Below are 19,272 nucleotides of genomic sequence, written 5' to 3' on the forward strand. Positions count from 1 at the left end.
AACAATCATTATGAATAAACTAAAATGTATACTAGTAGGAGCCTTTGCTACGTTAGCTCTTACAAGCTGTTTGGATGAGTTTAGAGAATTAAACACTAACCCAGAACTACTGGGTAGTACTGATCCTCGAAATGTATTTACAGGAGCAACCGATAATTGGAATAATGCTTCCCGTACTCATTTAGTAAGTAAATATAGTGGAATAATGCAACAAATGCAATATGTCGTTTTTTACAATGGTGCTCAAGAAAATATCTATGTAGAATCTGTGGGAAATAGGCATCCCTCACCTTATTTGCCTTATTATAACGATTATTTTGAACAGATTGGTTTGAAATTACGTTATTTGGTTAACACGGTGATTCCTAGTAATCCGGAAAGCGAACGTTATCAAAACATAGCCGCCATAGCCAATATCCTAGAAACATATGAAGCTTGGCTTATGTTTGACGTTGTTGGTGCAGCCCCTTATACAGAGGCTTTTAAACTTGCAACAGAAGGTATTCGTACACCTAAATACGACATGTATAAAGATTTATATAAAACATTCGATGCCAAAATAAAAACAAATGTTGAGTTGTTACAGAGAGTAACCGATAATCAATATAATTTAGATAAGAATGATTTTTTCTATAAAGGTGATGAAGCTAAATGGATTAAATTTGGTAATACACTTCGCATTAAAATGGCACAACGCTTAGAAAAGGCTGATAATGATTTCTTCAAATCTGTACTCAATGAAGTACTAAGTAATCCAAGTGGTATTATTTCGAATAATGAAGAATCGTGCATTTACAGTCATTCGAATGATTATAGTAATAACACAGATGATGTGTGTATTTTAACTTATCAATACTGTGCCTCGCGCGCACTTGTCAACTTCCTCACCACATACAATGATCCGAGGCTCCCTTTATTAATACGACGCAATGGATTTGGCAAAGGAAATAACAATAAGCTAAACGATGAAGCTGCCGATACACTAATTAAGTATTATCCTGATTACCAAATTCAGTTTACTCAATGGAAAGATCGATATGTAGGTATGGCTGCCAATCCAGATAGTGTAAGTAGCGATTGGTCTGGATCGTCTTACTACACCTTACCTTATGAAGATGATAAGGGAGTTGCTCGTACCATGTCAATCAGACATAATAGCCAGATCGAGAGTCGTTTTTACGTAAAAAATGGAGGTAAAGTGGGTACACAAGTAACTGCCCGCGACAAGGAAGATGAAGCGTATGATGTCTCACAAGAGTCAATTAGTTTATTTACTCCGTTGATTACTTATCCCGAAGTATGTTTTATGATGGCCGAAATAGCCTTGAAAGCAGGTAGTAGCCAAGCAGGAAAAAATGCAATTACCTGGTTTCGAGATGGAATTCAAGCATCTATGCTACAGTACCAAAAGTGGGCCGAAAAGATGAAAGTACCCTCGGCTATGAACCCTAATAGTGATAATTACAATCCAATCACTACTGATAAAATTGATAGTTATCTAAGACAATCTGAGTTTGAAACCGTTACACTCGATAAAATAGTTAGCCAGCAGTGGGTGAATTTATTCATGCGTCCCGAGGAAGCTTGGGCTACCTGGAAGCGAACCGGTTTGCCTGCTTTTAAGGACCAACCAATTCCCGAAAGTGGAATCGCATTTTTGGAAACCATTAGAAAAGGAGAAAATATGCTCACCATTCCACGTCGCCTAGCTCTTACAGCGCCCAATACAGCTAATTTAGACAATTATAATGCAGCTTTACAAGAATTGATTGCTGAACCGTACTATGGGATGGGCGTAGAGAATACTGAAGGAAGAATATGGTGGGATGTACCGTAAACACATCCACTCCATGCGATGAAAGAATAAAGAACTTTATTTACTATTGTTATATTAACGACACCGTTATCATTGCCCCAACGACACCGTTATCGTTGGGGCAATGATAACGGTGTCGTTGATGATCGACTAAGCATATTTTCTTGCTGAGATCATTCTTTTAGCTAGTTGCTAGACTGCTTGTTTTGTTTCGCCCTAATTCTGCTTTGATTATTGACATCTTATAAATCAGAGAATCAAATTAGCATAGCTTTCGAAAGGTAGAAAGCTTCAGTAAGAAGGGATTTATTACATTCGATCGTATTTAGCCAAGCGTTTGGGTGAACCATGCCAGGAGCAGCCTAAACAATAGACTTCAGTTAAATCGAACCCTTCGGTCGATTCTTCTTGGTTCTTAGGAACGACTGTTCCGTTTGTATCTACATAAACGAGCAGGCGTTGTCCGAGTTCGTTTTTTACATACATACTGGCAATTTGGCATTGGGGGCAAAGCATCTTTTTCATTCTTATATTTTTTTATCACAGAAATAATAGATATTTGTGCAAAGATATACATATTTTATTCCACTTTATCATTCCAATCCATTTTCTTCGAGGAGTTCTTTATCGGCGAAAAGTGTATGGGTTTCGCCATCAGCTACAATCAATCTTTTTGACTACTGGTATATCGCCCACATTCACATCGCCAAAGCTAGGCAGTAACAATCCGTTTGGATACATATGAAAAGGCGCTGGCGAAGCAGTCTTTATAATCGGTATAATCTAATCATTCCTTAATTTATTGTAAACTATCAACTCAGAGGATGATTGCATTATATCATTTTCTGCTTACTTTGAAGAAGTGCCACTTTCTAAAATACTCACAATAGAGAAAAGGGTGAAGCAGATAGCTCCCAATCCCGATAGTACTCGCGCAGGAATAAAATAATCTTCGTTCAGCGTGCCTAGTTCGAAAGTGAAAGCTGCTAAAAATAGACATGCTAAAGCAGTCAATATAGGAATAATAGGAATACGGTTAGATAATTTGAATTCATGTCTCCATATCTTGGCCAATAAGATGACTTTACTCGAAATACTGTAACATACTAATCCTAGCCCAATCATGATGTATCCGATACTTCCGTTGGAGGTGTCCATTTCAGCAAAAATTACAAATAGTCCCCAAAGAAAAGAGATACTTCCCATTACGAGAACCAATATAGGCCATCGACTTCGTTCTGTTGCAGAATATACATTACGTACTTGTCGGGCAATGGTAGCCACCAACGCAATGAGACTTGTACAAATACAAGCCAATCCTACCATTACATGTCCTGCTACAAAATAAGAAGGATTGATTTTACTCTGTCCCAACAATACAAACGCCCATATCCATGCAACTGCAGACACAATGATGGTAACAACCTTCATCATTCGTTCTTGTTCTGCCGTAAAAGCCCCATCTGGTATATCATGCCCTGTAGCCTTAGAGTTTCCGGCTATGAAAGAGAATCGGGTTGATGAAGTAGCAGCGGTAGCTACGCACAGGGTTATTAATCCAACTCCGGATATTACATGACCTGCAACAAAAGATAAGGGTTCTGTAGAGGAAGTAAAAAGAATAATACCTGCAATGATTGTGATCACGGCTGATAGATAACCGATAATCGGTAGAGAGTACCTTGAGTTTTGGCCATAAGTGTGGATAATTTGTCGTATGATTGTGGCAGCGGTTGCAAATAATGCGATACAAATCATACCCAACGAAAAGACTACCGGACCTGCAACTAATCGGTTAGGGTCGTTACCCAATACATAAATAAATGCTCCATATCCGAAACAAAATAGTGCCATCAATAGCGGAATGGCTCTAAATAATACACTGATACCATAGTTCATAGCTCATACATTTTTAAGTTTTTTCAAGTGTAACAAAAGTAAATTTGATTTAGTTGCTTGTTCACCTTTGTTTTTATTGTATTTCTTCATTAATTATTGGAGATGTCTTTTTTATCTTTTCCAGCTTTTGGTCATACTCCTATTTCTATTGATTTTAGCTAGTTATATCGACTTTAAAAAACGGAAATATCATCATAGCCAATGCTGCAAGTTTTCTCTATGATGCTGAGAAAAGATCATTAAGTGACTCACTCATAATGGGATGAGTGAGTGTGAAGTTGGATGGAAAGGTATTATCTGGCCCTGCCTTCATGGCAATAGCTACAGTATTGATAACTTTGCTTGATTTGGGGGCAAGTAGTGTACAGCCGATTATCTTTTGGGTTTGCTTATCAATAACAGCTTTCAATAAACCTTCTGAGTTGTTCTGTGTTTGGCTTACGCCCTGTAGCGAGCAACACCGCTTCAGATTCCAACTCAACAATTTGTCCCGATGGTAAATCGATTATTTGAGTTACAGATGTTTTATTGGTATAGTTGATAGATTGAACCTTGGCATTCATTCGAAACTCAATCCCCTTTTTTCTCAGAATCTCTTTCACACTTGCTGCGATGTCCCGATTTTCGCGAATAATCAATTCGGGATAGCTTTCGAGTATGGTCATTTTCGAGTCGAACGAAGCAAACACTGTTTTGGTTGGGACACATCTGATGTTAATACAAAGATAAGAGATAAATCTTGTGGAAAAGATAACCATATAGGCAAATTAGTAGGCAATAATTCCTCTAGAATCTTTTTAATATATAGTTTGCGTCAAAGTTCTTATTGCCCTTATTTTCACTTTGGGAAAGATTGCCTACTTAAACAGCTTAATTGCCATATATCAGGATGTTAACTTAGCCTATCTTTGCAGTCTATTCACCAAACTAATGAAAGGTATAAGTGTTATGAAACAAAAGGTTATGAGATGGAACGTATTTATTATGTTAGGACTGCTAATGTCAGGAACGATATTGGCTCAAAATGGAGGGATTAATATGAAGAAAAAGTATGCGAATCAGCTACCAACAGGCATTAGAGGTGATGCCCAAGTTGCCTATCAAGGAAAATCTATCGATCAGATGATTTATGAATTTATGGCGGAAGAGGGTATTCCCGGAATGACCTTAGCTATTGTGCAAGCACCATACATTCCTCGTGTGGTAGGGTATGGAACGACGAATATTGAGAATGGAGATCTGGCATCGATAAAAACGCTTTGGCCCATCGGCCCTATTTCTCAAGGATATGCTGCTGTGGCTGCTATGCAGCTTTATGAGAAAGGAAAGCTCGAACTCAAGGCACCAATAAGCAAATACCTAAAAGAAATTCCTACGGCTTGGAAAGAAATAACAGTATTCGAACTAATGCAACATAGCACCGGAATAGCAGACTATCGTGCCCAAGAAGGCTTCGATGCTTCGAAAAGTTATACACCAGCGCAATTGATTGCTGCCGTAGCAAACATTCCATTGGCATTTAAAAATGGTACGGATGTAAAACAGAGTGCGACCAATTTCTTGTTGCTAACCGAAGTTATTGAGGCGACATCCAAAATGTCTTATAATGACTTCGTAAAGAAGAATCAGATTGACTACATAGGTTTAACTGAAACTTATTTTGGAGCAGATTTACCTAAAGTAAAGCAAGAAGAAGTTGCTGTAGGTAAGGTGCATGAGTTATTTAAGCATGATAAACTTTATATTAACGCAGCAGAAACAACTGTCGGATATCAAGATAAAGGTTATCAGCTGGTCAAAGTAGCTCCTTTAAGCGGATCTGCCATGAAAGGTTTTTCAGATATCTGGTCTTCAGCCGAGGATGTTAGTCACTGGGATATTGCTTTAGCCGGAAGTATATTAATCGCTAAACCCGAAAACCGAGCACTTATCTATGCACCGACTAAGCTTGCCAACGGAAAAACAGTTCCAGCTATGGCCGGATGGCAGTTTTATAAGCACAAGGGACTAATGGATATCAAAGGAAGTGCACCCGGACATTCGGCTTTCTTAAGCCGCTTCACAGATGCATCTGAACTAGTCTGTGTCACATTGTTGGCAAACAAGGAAGGTGTTGATCTGACCAATCTCGCTCGCAGAGTTGCTGCTGCTTTCGATAGTGGTAAAATGGGAACAGGCACTAATGACGATCAGTTGTATACTTATGAGAGCCAATTCAGCGTTGCAGAAACCATGAGCAGACTAGAGCAGAATATAAAAGCAATGAATATTCCCATCTTCGCTAAATTCGATCATGGAAAAAATGCTGAAGAAGTAGGCTTAGACCTTCTTCCTAATCAAGTAATTGTTTTCGGTGCTCCCAAAGTAGGAACAAAATTGATGCAGGATAATCCGAGTATCTCTATTGAGCTACCACTTAAAATATCGGTATGGCAAGATCAGAAAGGTAGCGTTTGGCTCACTTTCCCGCAGTTAGAAAAGATGGCTGCAGACTATGAGATGCAAAACAATCCGATCATTGAGAAGATGCAGGATTTGCTTGAGAATCTTGTTGCAAGATCGTCAAGTGTTTATTAATGTATATCGATAAAACGTATAAATAGGAATAATTTAAAAATAAAAGTATATGAATGGTATTGAAACTCCGTTTGTCATCGACAAGCATACTGCGATTGTAATGACCGACCCTCAAAATGATTTTTTAAGTGAAAATGGACTAGGGTGGGGTGCCTTTGGCGAGAATATAACTAAAAACGGAACTGTAGGCAATCTATTGAAAATATTCAAAGTTGCTGCCGAAAAAGGAATGCTGGTATTTATTTCTCCTCATTACTATTATGAACATGATCATAAATGGTTATTTGAAGGTCCCATTGAGAAACTAATGCATAGCACCTATATGTTTGAACGCAAAGGTCAATTAACAGGTGAAGGGTTCGAAGGTTCGGGAGCCGATTGGTTGGATATTTATAAGCCGTATATCAATGATACAAAGAATGTAATTGTAACAGCTCCCCACAAAATTTATGGTCCGGAGAATAACGATTTAATTCTTCAATTGAGGAAGCGCGGAGTCAATAAAGTAATCATTTGCGGAATGTCGGGCAATTTATGTGCTGAATCACACTTACGTGAACTACAAGAGAGGGGATTTGAAGCAGCCGTTATTTTTGACGCTACAGCCTCTGCCAAGTTGCCGGGTATGGATGCAGACATAGCCGCCGAAATAAACTTTACGCTTTTAGCAGAAAAGGTATATACCACCAATGAATTTGTGGAAGACCTTCAGAGCAAATAAATAGAATCAAGGCTATTGTATGATACAACGGCCTTGATTTTCATTTCTTTATATTATGGCTTAAGATTTTCTCTTGCATGGGGAGCATGCTGAAAAATAGAGCCAACTATCTGGCAATTATCTAATTCCTGACAGTCACCACAGGTATTAAACCCCTTTTGATATACACATTTGCGTATCTCACAATAATCACTGCAATACGTAAATTTCGCTCCATCTGCACGGCAACCCATACAATTTATGGTTGCTGCCGTAATTTCCGGTGCATTGTTCATCACGCTCCACTTTTTAGCCGTTTTTTCTCTTAACTCATTGTCATTTAGAATGGTGGCTATGCGAGCATCGCAACTTTCGCAATCCAAACCGCAACATGCAATTAACTGTTTCTTCATATTGGTTTATACGTATTTATATTAATGAATTTCATTCTCTTGCAAACAATCTGCAATGTAACAGAATAAATCTGTATTCAAGTACTTCAATGCTTTTCCAGTGAAATCGGTTTCAGTTAGGAGATTGTAGTGCGAAGTTGCCAGAAAGCCACGGCAGCAGCTGCTGCTACATTAAGAGAATCGACGCCATGCGACATAGGAATGCGAACTACGTAGTCAGCTTCGGCAATCGTTTCGTGCGAAAGACCATCCCCCTCAGTACCCATTACTATGGCTAATTTGGGTTCGTCCATTAAGACCGGATTGTCGATGGAAATGGAGTTTTCGGTGAGTGCCATAGCAGCCGTACGGAAGCCTAACTCTTTAAGTCGACTGAGAGGGCTATCCATCCAAGTCCATGGCACAAGGAATACTGCCCCCATCGATACTCTGACTACACGGCGGTTTAGCGGATCGCAGGAGGTGGGAGTAAGCAGAATCGCATCAATGCCAAGAGCCGCCGCAGACCGAAAGATTGCTCCGATGTTGGTACTATCAACAACACCATCTACTACAACGATGCGCCGGGCGCCGAAGCATACTTCTTCAACACTACGTGGTTGTTGGCGACGCATAGCGCAGAGAATGCCACGAGTGAGGGTGAAGCCAGTCAGCTTGGCAAGTAAGTCTCTTTCACCTGTATATATAGGAATATTACCACATCGCTCAATAATAGGAGCAGCATTGCCGGCAATATGCTTGTGTTCACATAAGATGGCTAAAGGCTCATAGCCTGCATCTAATGCCACCATGATAACTTTGGGGCTTTCTGCTATAAAGATTCCCTTATCAGGTTCTAGTCGGTTGCGCAACTGTGCTTCGGTGAGGGCACTGAACATTTCCACACCAGGATGAGAGAGGGATGATATTTCGATAATTCTATCTGTTTTTATTGTTTTATTATTTATCATCTTTACTTATATTGTATATGGGACAATTTTTATTCGATAGCTTTTCTGCCTTTTATATCAGACAGACTTATATATTCAAATATTCTTTTGATGCAAAGATAATGTGTGCGTTAATGCCAGCCAAATCAATCGGATAGAAAGCATCCATATTTTTGGAAGATTACATAATTAAAAATATCTTACCCGACGGTCATCTGATTTCGTCGATTCTTTGAAATGGGATATGAATTGAAGGTATTGTTCTACAAACGCCCTGATAGGGTGGTTGCAAAGCGTATCAAACGACACTCAATTATCGCCATACACTGATAGCCACTACGCGAATACTTCAAAATCTTCGAACTCATGCTGCTGTCTGAGTCTATAACTTCGAGTGTTTGCCGCAATGCTTGAATAATATTATTTTCAATTATATATTAAGGAAAAGCTCTACGTTTACAATAAAAAAGCGATGAAGAAGTTGCCAAAAAACAATTCCACCGAAACAGAAGACGGAGAGGAGTAGGGAAAAGGGGAAACAAAATCAAAACCGTATAACGATGATAGTTCCTTTATTAATTATAGATTCAATCGTGTATTTTATGCTGTTTTTTTCAAGTATACGTAACGCTATCGATAAGCCTATGCCACTTCCTAATATATGGTTCGCATTCTCGGCTCTATAAAACGGTTTATTGATGTTCTCCAACTTCTCGGGTGGAATGCCAATGCCTTCATCTTTTATTGAGACACACAGTCTGTTCTCTTTGTTGAATAGATGTATCGTAACCGATTTACCCTGTGAGAATTTCACGGCGTTTTCAATCAGGTTGAACAGGGCGATAAGAATTTGTGTGCGATCTTTCGTAATGGAGAGGATATATTGGTCTTCGGGCCGAATATCCATATGGACGGAAATGTCAGAAGTAGGATAGATATTAGAAACCTTCGAGATAATTTCCCATAATATTTCATCGATACGGATTTGTGTGGTAACATCCGAATTGTTCCGCATATCGGATACGATGATTAATGTGTTGAGTATTTCCTCCAACTGGCTAATCTGTTGAATAAGTTTTCCCGATAGCAATTTATACTCTTCCGGCTGACGGTCTTTTATTGAGAAAACCTCCAGGTTGCCCATCATAGCGGCCAACGGAGTTTTAAATTCATGAGAAACGTAGCTAACAAAATTACGCTGAATAACGAATGTTTCGGATATTTTGGCAAGCAGGTCGTTGAATGTCTCAATCAAGTCCTGCAACTCATCCGTTGTTTTGGGCGATGCAATCTGTACTTCAAGATTTTGGGTCGAAATATTCTTCACCTGCCTGATGACTCTGCGAAATGGACGATAAGCGATATTGGAAATCCATTTATTCAATATAATAATCACAAGTGTACCTATCAGCCAGCTAAGCAAGAGTATCCATAGTAATAGGTCGAACTGTTGGTCGATGCTGTCACTTTTTTCGCGTGATACCACAACAAAGTCTCCTTGATTATCTTCATAAAAAATTCCGTGGCAGAGAAATCCGTTATCCGAAAAACTAAGGTGTTTCTTAAGGCGTATCTCATTTATATACTTGGGCGAAACTCGCAGGTAGTTAGAGCCGTAACAAAGACTATCATTTTGGTCGTAGATTTGATAGAGCGAGTTATTGACAAATTCATTAAATTGAGTGCGTACTTTCAAAAACTCTTCACGATTCAATTCGTCCTCTTCCATATAGAACAGGGCAGTGATATAGACCATTTTTTCGAGATTGCTATATATCAATCGCTCCGTATGACGATAGTATACGATATACGTAAGCGACAAAACGGCAGCAAATATTACTCCGAAAACGATAGAGTTACATACGCTTAACCGAGTCTGTATTTTCATCTTTAGTTATTCTTTTGTACGTATAAGATAGCCACGACCTTTGATCGTTTCAATCAATTTTTCGCTGCCCTCGATCTCTATTTTATTTCGCAGATAAGAGATGTAAACGTCCACTACATTGGTGTTTGAATTATAATTAATGCCCCAAACAGTATTCAAAATCTGTGTTCGCGACATAATTTTATTTTTGTTCTCCATCAGTAGTTTCAGCAGCATGAATTCTTGTAAAGTAAGTTTAATCTCCCGACCGCCTCTTTCTACCATGTGTTTATCGACGTGGAGTACCAGATCGTTACAATGGAGTATATTTTCAGCAAAATCAACGTTTTTTGATCGTCGCAATAGAGCGTTGATACGGGCTACAAGTTCGTTGAAGTGAAAGGGTTTGGCTAAGTAATCATCGGCACCTAAATTTAGGGCCTTTACCTTATCGTCCGGCTCACCCAATGCACTCATGATAAGTATGGGCGCGTTGATCTTTTTATAGCGAGTGTATTGCAACAGCTCTATACCATCTATGTCGGGCAGCATGATATCAAGTAAAATAAGATCCCACGACTTCTCGGAAATGGCTCTACGGGCATCCACGCCATTCTCGGCAAGGATGACCGCAAAACCACTCTCTTCAAGTCCTTTGACAACAAATTCGCTGATCCGTCTATTATCTTCTATTAAAAGCAACTCCATTGTATTTGTCTGTTTTTTGACCGTAAAGATATTATATTTTTTTTGTATTAAGCTTATTCTTACGATACACAAAATAGAAAATATGAGGCAACACAGAGAAAGAGAGCAACATACAGACAATGACTCCGCCCACAATCATAATAGCCAATGGCTTTTGAATTTCCGAACCCATATCGGTAGACAAGGCGGCAGGCAGCAGCCCCATCGACCCCATTAGCGCAATCATTAATACCGGCCTTATTCGCTGACGTACCGCTTCGTTTATAGCCTGATCAACATTTCGATATTTTTGCAATAAGTTTTTCATCAAGGATATTAGCAAAATACTGTCGATGGAAACAATACCAAAAAGAATGATAAAGCCTATTCCTGCAGATATGCCGAACGTGGTTCGGGTTAACCATAGCGATATGAACCCGCCGATAAAGGCAAAAGACATCGCACTGACGGCTATTAACGTGTCTTTAATATTGCCGAAATTCAGGTAGAGCAGAAACAGGATAAGCAACAGCACGGCAGGTACAATCATCTTCAGGCGGTTGGTTGCCCGCTGCTGGCTTTCGAATTCTCCTGCCCAAACCATTTTGTTTTCTGATTTCAATGTAACCTGTTCTTTCACTTTGCGCTGCGCCTCTTCGATGGTAGAGCCCAAATCTCTATCACGTATACTGAATCCGACACCTACATATCGGCTACTGCCTTCGCGATAAATGAAGGCAGGGCCCGTATTAAATTTCAGATCGGCAATCTCTTTGAGCGGCACCTGCTTTCCATCCATCGTTGGAATCAGTATATTGCCTATCTTATCTTCGTTGTCACGGAACTTATTCTCAAAGCGCACCCTGACGTCAAACATTCGTTCGTTCTCATAAAAAGTAGTGGCGGCCTTTCCGCCGATAGCCATTTCGACCACCGCCTGAGCATCTGCCATTGATACTGCATAGTTTGCCATGCGCGATTCGTCGAGCTTGATCTGAAGTTCGGGTACTCCTATGCTGCGAAACACATTCACATCTTCGACTCCTCTCACTCCGCCTATCACTTGGGCTGTCTGATCGGCCATCTCTTCGAGCTGCTTCAAATCGCTACCGAATATTTTGACGACTAAGGCGCACTTCACACCTGCCACATATTCTTCAACATTATCCTGAATCGGTTGGCTAAATGCCAATACGATTCCGGGATAGATACTTAGCGAATCTTGTATTTGTTTGATGAGGTCGTCTTTCGATATTTTACGTTTCCACTCTTGCTTCGGTTTGAGTTCGGTGTGTAGCTCAATATTGAAAAATCCGGTGGCATCCGTTCCGTCATTGGGTCTGCCTGTTTGTGTCAATATAAAATCTACCTCTTCGAATTGTTGCAGTTTTCGCTTCATCTCTTTCGTGATCCGTACAGATTCGTCCAGATTGACGCTATTGGGCAAGGTGGCACGTACATAGATAGCCCCTTCATTCATACTTGGAATAAACTCTGTACCCCAGAATATGAACCTTGCCGAACAAATTATAAGCAAAATGCCGAATACGATAATAGACTGTTTCCGGTAATGCGTACTGAAACGGTATAAGTTGTGCATAACGCGAATAAGAAAACGGCTCACGGCATTCGTTTTCTCTTTGATGGGTTTTGTAATCAAAACCTTGCACATCACAGGTACATATACCAGCGACAATATCAATGACCCGAGCAAGGCGTAGCCAAGCGTAAAAGCAAGGGGAGAGAACATCTTACCTTCTACCTTCTGGAACGAGAAGATCGGGAAAAGCGCCACCACCAGAATGACCTGAGCAAAAAAGATATGGGTTGCAACACCGCCGGCACTTCGTCTAATCAGGCCTCCTTTGGATGAGGAAGAGAATCTGCTGCCTAATTTCTCGGACTGAGCGAGCATGGCCACAAATATAACCTCGACAATAACCAAGGTTCCTTCCAGAAGAAGTCCGAAGTCGAGCGCACCCATTGAAATAAGGTTGGCAGGTAATCCCTGAATCCGTAACATAACAACGGCAAAGAGGAACGACAAGGGGATGACAGTAGCGACTATCAAAGTAGTACGCCAGTTAAACAGGAAAAGGTAGACGATAAATGCTACTAATAAAATGCCCTCAATCATATTTCGCACCACGGTATTGATGGTGGCCTGTACCAATTTCGTTCGATCCATAAATGACTCGATACGAACATCCTTCGGCAAGATGCGGTCATTCAGTTCAGCTATCTTTACCTTTAGGCTTTTAATCACCTCGTCAGGGTTCTGGCCACGCAGCATTATCACAATGCCCTGCACCACATCGTCTTCGTCGTTCAATCCGACCTGTCCCAAGCGGGGTTTAGACGACATACTCACCGTAGCGACCTGCTTAACACGTACTGGAGAGCTGCCCTTAACCTCGATAAGTATATTCTCTATATCTTCCATACTTTCCAGCAGCCCCATTCCGCGCACCACATAAGCCTGACTGCCTTTTTGAATCACATCGCCGCCAACGTTAATATTACTGCCCGCCACTGCTTCATAAACCTGCAACGGAGTGATGTCATAGTTGGCGAGTTCGGAAGGCTTAACCTTAATCTCGTATATTTTCTCCTCTCCACCGAAAGTGGCTATGGTTGCAACACCGGGAACGGACAACAATTCGCGCTGTACCAACCACTCATTGATCGCTGAAACCTCACGAAGCGGCAAGTCGCTCCGCAGAACATACCTGAAAATCTCTCCGGTAGCGCCCGATGGCGGCTCTATGGAAAGTTCCACCCCCTCAGGCAGGTCGAGATCTTGCATACGGTTAGAGGCATACTGCTGGGCAAAAAAATCATCAACTCCGTCTTCGAAGAGAACCGTAATCACCGACAAACCAAACAACGACGTAGAGCGCACATCAGTTTTTCGAGGGATGGTATTGAGTTGCTGCATGATGGGCATCGTCACGAATTTTTCTACCTCCTCGGCACTTCGTCCCGACCATTGCGCAATAACCTTGACGCGGGTATTGGTAACATCCGGATATGCTTCTATCGGTGTATTCTTATAGCAAACTGCTCCGGCAACCAGTAGAACACTGGTCAGAAAGAGTACAAAAACGTGATTCCTTAGCGCTAAGGCTATTATATTTTCGATAAATTTGTGCATGGCTTATTGGGCTTTCAGTTCAGAATAAATCAACAGTTGGTTTCTCACCACCACATCTTCTCCCTCTTTCAATCCGGAGGCAATATAAGTGGTATTACTGTCTTGATTTTGTGGCACGATCTCCCTGATCTCAAAACGACTGTCTGTATGGCGGACAATCACAAAATAGCGGTTCCGGTCAAAAATAACTGCGTCTGACGGAATACTGACCAGTTGGCCTTGCATCCGGCTTTTGAGCTGAATCATCACAGACATCTCGGGTTTGAATTTCATCTCTTTGTTAGGCATGACAATACGTGCTTTGAGGGCTTTGTCCTCCGGATCAAACACCTGTGATACAGCGTTTACCTTGCCGATAAAAGTCTCATTGGGATAAGACACTGAGGAAATATGGGCCTCCATGCCCTCTCTGACAAATTGCAGATTGCCGGCATATACATTGGCAATAACCCAGACCGAACTAAGATCGGCAATGGTGAAAAGAGGATCACCATCTGCAGACAATGTGCTGCCCGATGAGCCGTTTTTCGCAATAACATACCCGCTCATGGCGGCTTTGACGGAGAAGACTCCGCTGCCCTTGCTTGTGCCGTAAACCGATATGTCGGCTCGCACCTTCGATAGTGCAGCCTCTGCCTGTCTCACTTTGCCCTGAGCTTCCAATAGCTCTCGCTCCGACAACATGGTATCGTTGAACATAGCCTGTGCGGATTTCAATTCGCGCTGTGCGATCTGTAACTCCGATTCCTGCGACACCAGTTCCGCTTGCATCGAACTTAACTCTGTACTTCGTATATCGACCAAGGTTTGCCCCTTCGATACTCTCTCGCCTAAAGAGAAATAAGTACGTTCTATCACTCCGCTAATCGAAGGGGTGTAGCTGATCGTTTTATCCGGATCGCCGGTTACTTTGCCCGCCAGAGTCAGCTCATTTTCAGCATTGCTCAATGTGGCTTTTATCGTCTTGACGTTTGCGAAAAATGGGTCGTTGATACTTCCTGCATCTTTGGATGCAGACTGACTGTCGGCAGAGCCGCAAGAGACGGCAAGGAAAGCCATCGCGGCTATTGAAAATATTCTCATCATGATTTATTATTTTATTTTTGTTCCTACTGTGTATTGAAGCTCTTCGAACTGTACCGATACGTTTTTTTGTGCCGTCAGCCAAGTCTGTTTAGTGCTCTTATAAGTGTCTATAAAATCTATATATTCCAGCATACTAATGTTCTTGCCTATCAGATTATGGGCGTACACTTCGAGCATACTGTCCAACTCCCCGATCAGCGGGTTGTTGTCGATCTTTTTATAGAATCCGTAGGCGATGGCATAGTTGTGATACGCTTCGACCACCTCTTGCTGAACCAGATTTTGTTGCTTCTGAGCCTGATAGCTGCTTTGGCTGATACTCAGTTTCGCCGCTTTTATGTTTCCCTGATTCCGGTTAAAAAGTGGAATATCCATTCCCATACTGAAGCCGACAAAATCGTGCCATACACCTCCGCGGCGGTCATAATTCACGCCAAAGGTCACATCGGGCACACGCTGCGAATTTTCGTATTTCAACGACTTGCCGTAATACTCCGTTTGCAACTTCGACTTCGTAACATCCGGTCTGGCATTCATGGCCGATGTGGTGAGGTCTGCCAATACATAATGTTCCGGATTAGGAATACGACGAGCGCCATCCAAAATTTCTATGACAACAAAAGGTTCGGCATTGAGCAATGCCTTTATGTTTTTCTGCTGACCGTTTAGCGCTGACTGTATCTCGTTCAGTTCGTTTTCGACCTCAAAGAATGCAGCTTGCAAACGTAGAAGTTCGTTTTTGGCAAGGTTGCCCTGTGCTACTTGTTTGGTGTAAGTGTCGATAAGCAGCGAAAGCGATTGAGACTGAGTCTCCAACACTTTTCGATAAGAGGAGAGGTATATCATCTCGCAAACAGATTTACGAAGCTCGGCTTTCAGTCCGCGCAACACGTCTTCGAATTGCGCCATTGCAATCTCTTTCGACACCTTCTCCATGCCAATAAGTTTACTCCTTTTGCCTGACAGGCTGACCAACTGGCTTAATTCGGCAGAAAATTGAGTGTTTCGGGCAAACGATCCGAAAAGGGGAGGTATTACTTCGCGCTCTCCTCCTCTTTGTGCGTTGGTGCTCCAAAGATTTACTCCGTCGATTTGCAGCGATGGGTTTTCCCACAATCTTGCCTGAGCAATCGCTGCATCAGCAATCGACACATTCATTTTCTCGGCAATCAAGTCAAGATTTTGCTTGATGAATATCGCCTCAATCTGTTCGGGCGTCAGTTCTAGTACATTTTGTTGCCGCTGAGCATAGACTTTTGACAGCAACAAAATAGTCGTAAAAAATAAAAGATATCTTCTTGTCATCATAAAAATAATTTTGATGCAAAGGTATGTTGCTAGGATTAAAGGAGTTTTGAAACTAAATTAGATGTTAATTAAGAGTTCATTAGAATTAGATTAGAAAAAGTTGGCGGACTTCCTTGGCCATGTTTACAGTTTGCTTTGCATACTACTGATCTTTTTGAAGTGCAAACAACACATTTTTTCCGAAATGGATAAAATAACAGTAACTCTCTCACGGAAATACGATTATTTGCTTCTATTTTCATCCTTTGGATCGTCCTTTGGAAATAAAATATTAATTTGGTGAGATCGGACAACGTCCATACATAACAAAACGAGTAACTTTGTTGCCAATAACAGCATTTATGAGAGATAGTACAGAAAATATATATCAACAAAAGGTGAATCAGGTCATTGATTATATCAGTGCCAATCTGCATCTGCCGTTGCAGTTGGATGTTATTGCTGATGAGATCAATGTATCTCAAAGGCAATTGCTTCGTATCATGCGTTTCGCGTTGAATGAATCGCTGTATGCCTACATAGCAAGGCAACGTGTTGAACGGGCCGTACTATACATGCAAACAGAAGAAATGAGTCTGGCTAAACTGGCTGAAATGGTTGGGTATGCTAATGCGCAATCTTTCTCAAAGGCATTTAAAAAGCAGTTTGGAATATCCCCTAAGGCATACAAAGATGAACTACATTCCCGATTAGAGGGCTATGTACAAAGCAGTGGCAATAGCAATAGTCTTCCTTCTGAAGTATGCCATTTTGAAGGACTGGAGTTAGTCTATATTCGTATATGGGGTAAGTATGGTGAAGCAGAACCGTACGAAACGGCATGGAACAAACTCATGCGATTTCTGAAAGATAATCGAGCTCTAATACCTGAAACCCGTTTTATCGGATTGAGCTTTGACAACCCCAACGTGACTAACTATAACCAATGTCGGTTTTACGCCTGTGCCTCGGTGCAGAAAAAGATGATTCCAACCGGAGAGTTTGGAACCATTCGGTTGCAGCAAGGCAAGTATGCCGTTTATACTTTAAGAGGGAGTTGTTCAGGATTGCAAGAGCTGTATAATAATATCAGTATAAATTTTGAATATACAATTCGGCACGGAATGGCTTTTGAGGAGTATATCTATTACTCAAAAGAAAATAGCGAAAAAGATAGAACAAACATTTATATACCCATTAAATAGAGCTTTTATGGAGATAAAATACATTACACTCACAAAAGAGAATATAGATACAGAGCATATTTGCTGCGCCTTTTCCGACAAAAAATGCTCGGAAGGCTATGAGATGAAAAAAGCGTGGCTGAAAAATGAATTTAATAATGGCTATGTATTCAGACGCTTGGATGCACGGGCAAAGGTCTTTATTGAATATGTTCCTGCCGAAAAGGGATGGGTTCCTGTTGATGCACCGAATTATTTGATGATAAACTGCTTTTGGGTATCGGGACAGTATAAGGGAAACGGGCACGCTAAAGCCTTACTTCAATCTGCTATCGACGACGCAAAGGCACAAGGTAAAAACGGTTTGGTAACGGTGGTTGGAACGAAGAAATTTCACTATATGAGTGATACCAAATGGCTATTAAGTCAAGGATTTGAAAGCATAGAAAACTTACCGAATGGATTTTCATTATTGGTGTTAAAGACAGATGCTACCGCTTTAAATCCTTCTTTCAAAGAGTGCGTAAAGAGTGGAGAATGTAAGCAAAAAGAGGGCTTGGTCGTTTACTATACCAATCGCTGTCCATTTACCGACTATTATGTGAACGGCTCTCTATGGGTGTTGGCACAGGAGAAAAATATTCCTTTAACGATTATAAAATTAGAAACAATGGAACAGGCACAAGCCGCACCAACTCCAGCCACGATATTTTCTGTTTTTTATAATGGGAAATTCCTAACAACGGATATAAGTATCTGTACAGAATCAAAATTTACTAAGTTATTGAAAATGGAGTTAGAATCTTTTGTGCAAAGATAATATAACAGAGAAAAATATCTAAGCGAAGTATTGAAGCAGCAAGCTGTTTCAATACTGTTTCCAGTGCTACCGCAAGTGCGAATGGAAATAATACTCTTCCCTCAATGTACGAAGTAGACTACGATTACTTACAAGAATAGAGACCGAGCGTATTAGCAGAGCTTGTTTTCAATCTCAAAAGAAAAAGACCATAGATTGTATCCACTTATATCGATTCAAATCCTGCATAAAAAAACAATATAAGAGCGATGGGTTATAAATAAATAAGGGAAACCTTTCCAGATTTCCCTTATAATAAAAAAAGTACACCCTCAGGGAGTTCTGATTTATCCTGAAAATCAATCTCTTATATTGCTATTTATTCAATTGTATCGCGTTTTGTATCGCATATCTAGTTTATAAATTAATATATTTATATTTTCAAAATCTTATTTTATTGTTGCGATACGCTAATGTGTGATACATTTTCTGATGTGTATCGCGCATGCCTAAAGCGCACTTATTCTATATGTTATCTAATTGAATACATACGCAAATACTGCGCAGTCTACCATTATGTTCCTATGTTAATAGGCTATTGATTACATTCAGAATTACACAAATCATAATAGCAGCAAACACTACCCAAGTTTGCCACGTAATTTTTTGTGATTTACTTTTCTCGGAAAATTCTTTCTTAGTAATTTTCGCTTCATTGTTATTTTCTTCTTTATAAACCGCTTTGACCGCAATATTTCGTATTTCCCTAATATCAGAGGCTATATCGAAAAACTTTATAATCATTACTATTTGTATAATGCCAACTGCGATTAAGGCAAAAATAAGAACTGATTCCATTGTATGATGTTTTAAT

Annotated in this window: 15 protein-coding genes and 1 pseudogene; 5 read left to right on the forward strand and 11 right to left on the reverse strand. The window is 40.5% G+C overall.

All coding sequences use genetic code 11. The features are described from left to right. Window positions 1-10 precede the first annotated feature (10 nt). Window positions 11-1,837, forward strand: a complete 1,827-nt coding sequence (locus tag TY03_RS12480; RefSeq protein WP_042370467.1) for a SusD/RagB family nutrient-binding outer membrane lipoprotein — start codon at window positions 11-13, stop codon at window positions 1,835-1,837. 288 nt (window positions 1,838-2,125) lie between these two features. On the opposite strand, the gene TY03_RS12485 is transcribed toward TY03_RS12480, so the two are convergent. The 3 genes and pseudogenes from TY03_RS12485 to TY03_RS23230 form a co-directional block, all read right to left on the reverse strand. Beyond that, window positions 2,126-2,341 carry a hypothetical protein gene (locus TY03_RS12485; protein WP_042370469.1) on the reverse strand — a complete coding sequence of 72 codons (216 nt, stop codon included), beginning with the start codon at window positions 2,339-2,341 and terminating at the stop codon, window positions 2,126-2,128. 324 nt (window positions 2,342-2,665) lie between these two features. Next, window positions 2,666-3,715 (reverse strand): DUF2776 domain-containing protein, encoded by a 1,050-nt coding sequence (locus TY03_RS12490; RefSeq protein WP_042370471.1) that lies wholly within the window; start codon window positions 3,713-3,715, stop codon window positions 2,666-2,668. Window positions 3,716-3,932: 217 nt separating this feature from the next. After that, window positions 3,933-4,407: pseudogene (locus tag TY03_RS23230) on the reverse strand (FAD-dependent oxidoreductase); the annotation flags it as partial. A gap of 271 nt (window positions 4,408-4,678) precedes the next feature. Between TY03_RS23230 and TY03_RS12500 the strand changes: the two are divergent. Next, window positions 4,679-6,292, forward strand: coding sequence for a serine hydrolase (locus TY03_RS12500; RefSeq protein ID WP_042370582.1), 1,614 nt, complete (start codon window positions 4,679-4,681; stop codon window positions 6,290-6,292). Window positions 6,293-6,341: 49 nt separating this feature from the next. Beyond that, window positions 6,342-7,013, forward strand: coding sequence for an isochorismatase family protein (locus TY03_RS12505; RefSeq protein ID WP_042370474.1), 672 nt, complete (start codon window positions 6,342-6,344; stop codon window positions 7,011-7,013). Between the two features lie 53 nt (window positions 7,014-7,066). Here the strand turns inward: TY03_RS12505 and TY03_RS12510 are convergent, their stop codons facing one another. The 7 genes from TY03_RS12510 to TY03_RS12540 all read right to left on the reverse strand — a co-directional run bounded on the left by TY03_RS12510 (window position 7,067) and on the right by TY03_RS12540 (window position 16,436). After that, a complete protein-coding gene (locus TY03_RS12510; protein ID WP_042370478.1) occupies window positions 7,067-7,405 on the reverse strand; it encodes a DUF3795 domain-containing protein in 339 nt (112 codons plus the stop codon). Window positions 7,406-7,521: 116 nt separating this feature from the next. Then, a complete protein-coding gene (locus TY03_RS12515; protein ID WP_042370480.1) occupies window positions 7,522-8,355 on the reverse strand; it encodes a TrmH family RNA methyltransferase in 834 nt (277 codons plus the stop codon). 523 nt (window positions 8,356-8,878) lie between these two features. Next, a complete protein-coding gene (locus TY03_RS12520) occupies window positions 8,879-10,222 on the reverse strand; it encodes a HAMP domain-containing sensor histidine kinase (RefSeq protein WP_042370482.1) in 1,344 nt (447 codons plus the stop codon). 6 nt (window positions 10,223-10,228) lie between these two features. Beyond that, window positions 10,229-10,909, reverse strand: a complete 681-nt coding sequence (locus TY03_RS12525) for a response regulator transcription factor (protein ID WP_042370484.1) — start codon at window positions 10,907-10,909, stop codon at window positions 10,229-10,231. Window positions 10,910-10,940: 31 nt separating this feature from the next. Beyond that, on the reverse strand, window positions 10,941-14,042 hold the full coding sequence (locus TY03_RS12530; protein ID WP_042370486.1) for an efflux RND transporter permease subunit: 3,102 nt from the start codon (window positions 14,040-14,042) through the stop codon (window positions 10,941-10,943). Between the two features lie 3 nt (window positions 14,043-14,045). Beyond that, the gene (locus TY03_RS12535; RefSeq protein ID WP_042370489.1) at window positions 14,046-15,128 is read right to left on the reverse strand and encodes an efflux RND transporter periplasmic adaptor subunit; all 1,083 of its coding nucleotides are present in this window, start codon (window positions 15,126-15,128) and stop codon (window positions 14,046-14,048) included. Window positions 15,129-15,134: 6 nt separating this feature from the next. After that, window positions 15,135-16,436: a TolC family protein gene (locus TY03_RS12540; protein WP_052332486.1), complete on the reverse strand. Its 1,302-nt coding sequence runs from the start codon at window positions 16,434-16,436 to the stop codon at window positions 15,135-15,137. 341 nt (window positions 16,437-16,777) lie between these two features. Here TY03_RS12540 and TY03_RS12545 point away from each other — a divergent pair, with 341 nt between their 5' ends. Both TY03_RS12545 and TY03_RS12550 read left to right on the forward strand, forming a co-directional pair. Further along, entirely contained in the window at window positions 16,778-17,620 is an 843-nt protein-coding gene (locus TY03_RS12545) for an AraC family transcriptional regulator (protein ID WP_042370493.1), read from the forward strand. A 7-nt stretch (window positions 17,621-17,627) separates the two neighbouring features. Continuing rightward, window positions 17,628-18,419, forward strand: a complete 792-nt coding sequence (locus TY03_RS12550; RefSeq protein WP_042370495.1) for an N-acetyltransferase — start codon at window positions 17,628-17,630, stop codon at window positions 18,417-18,419. Window positions 18,420-18,980: 561 nt separating this feature from the next. Here the strand turns inward: TY03_RS12550 and TY03_RS12555 are convergent. After that, window positions 18,981-19,256 (reverse strand): hypothetical protein, encoded by a 276-nt coding sequence (locus tag TY03_RS12555; RefSeq protein WP_042370497.1) that lies wholly within the window; start codon window positions 19,254-19,256, stop codon window positions 18,981-18,983. Window positions 19,257-19,272: the final 16 nt, after the last annotated feature.

Source organism: Bacteroides neonati (assembly GCF_000499785.1).
Lineage (GTDB): Bacteria > Bacteroidota > Bacteroidia > Bacteroidales > Bacteroidaceae > Bacteroides > Bacteroides neonati.

Excerpts from the sequence above, each read along its gene's own strand:
- TY03_RS12555 (WP_042370497.1), bottom strand. The coding sequence starts at position 19,256 with ATGGAATCAGTTCTTATTTTTGCCTTAATCGCAGTTGGCATTATACAA.
- TY03_RS12545 (WP_042370493.1), top strand. The coding sequence starts at position 16,778 with ATGAGAGATAGTACAGAAAATATATATCAACAAAAGGTGAATCAGGTC.
- TY03_RS12500 (WP_042370582.1), top strand. The coding sequence starts at position 4,679 with ATGAGATGGAACGTATTTATTATGTTAGGACTGCTAATGTCAGGAACG.
- TY03_RS12480 (WP_042370467.1), top strand. The coding sequence starts at position 11 with ATGAATAAACTAAAATGTATACTAGTAGGAGCCTTTGCTACGTTAGCT.
- TY03_RS12520 (WP_042370482.1), bottom strand. The coding sequence starts at position 10,222 with ATGAAAATACAGACTCGGTTAAGCGTATGTAACTCTATCGTTTTCGGA.
- TY03_RS12485 (WP_042370469.1), bottom strand. The coding sequence starts at position 2,341 with ATGAAAAAGATGCTTTGCCCCCAATGCCAAATTGCCAGTATGTATGTA.
- TY03_RS12550 (WP_042370495.1), top strand. The coding sequence starts at position 17,628 with ATGGAGATAAAATACATTACACTCACAAAAGAGAATATAGATACAGAG.
- TY03_RS12505 (WP_042370474.1), top strand. The coding sequence starts at position 6,342 with ATGAATGGTATTGAAACTCCGTTTGTCATCGACAAGCATACTGCGATT.
- TY03_RS12510 (WP_042370478.1), bottom strand. The coding sequence starts at position 7,405 with ATGAAGAAACAGTTAATTGCATGTTGCGGTTTGGATTGCGAAAGTTGC.
- TY03_RS12535 (WP_042370489.1), bottom strand. The coding sequence starts at position 15,128 with ATGATGAGAATATTTTCAATAGCCGCGATGGCTTTCCTTGCCGTCTCT.
- TY03_RS12530 (WP_042370486.1), bottom strand. The coding sequence starts at position 14,042 with ATGCACAAATTTATCGAAAATATAATAGCCTTAGCGCTAAGGAATCAC.
- TY03_RS12490 (WP_042370471.1), bottom strand. The coding sequence starts at position 3,715 with ATGAACTATGGTATCAGTGTATTATTTAGAGCCATTCCGCTATTGATG.
- TY03_RS12525 (WP_042370484.1), bottom strand. The coding sequence starts at position 10,909 with ATGGAGTTGCTTTTAATAGAAGATAATAGACGGATCAGCGAATTTGTT.
- TY03_RS12515 (WP_042370480.1), bottom strand. The coding sequence starts at position 8,355 with ATGATAAATAATAAAACAATAAAAACAGATAGAATTATCGAAATATCA.
- TY03_RS12540 (WP_052332486.1), bottom strand. The coding sequence starts at position 16,436 with ATGATGACAAGAAGATATCTTTTATTTTTTACGACTATTTTGTTGCTG.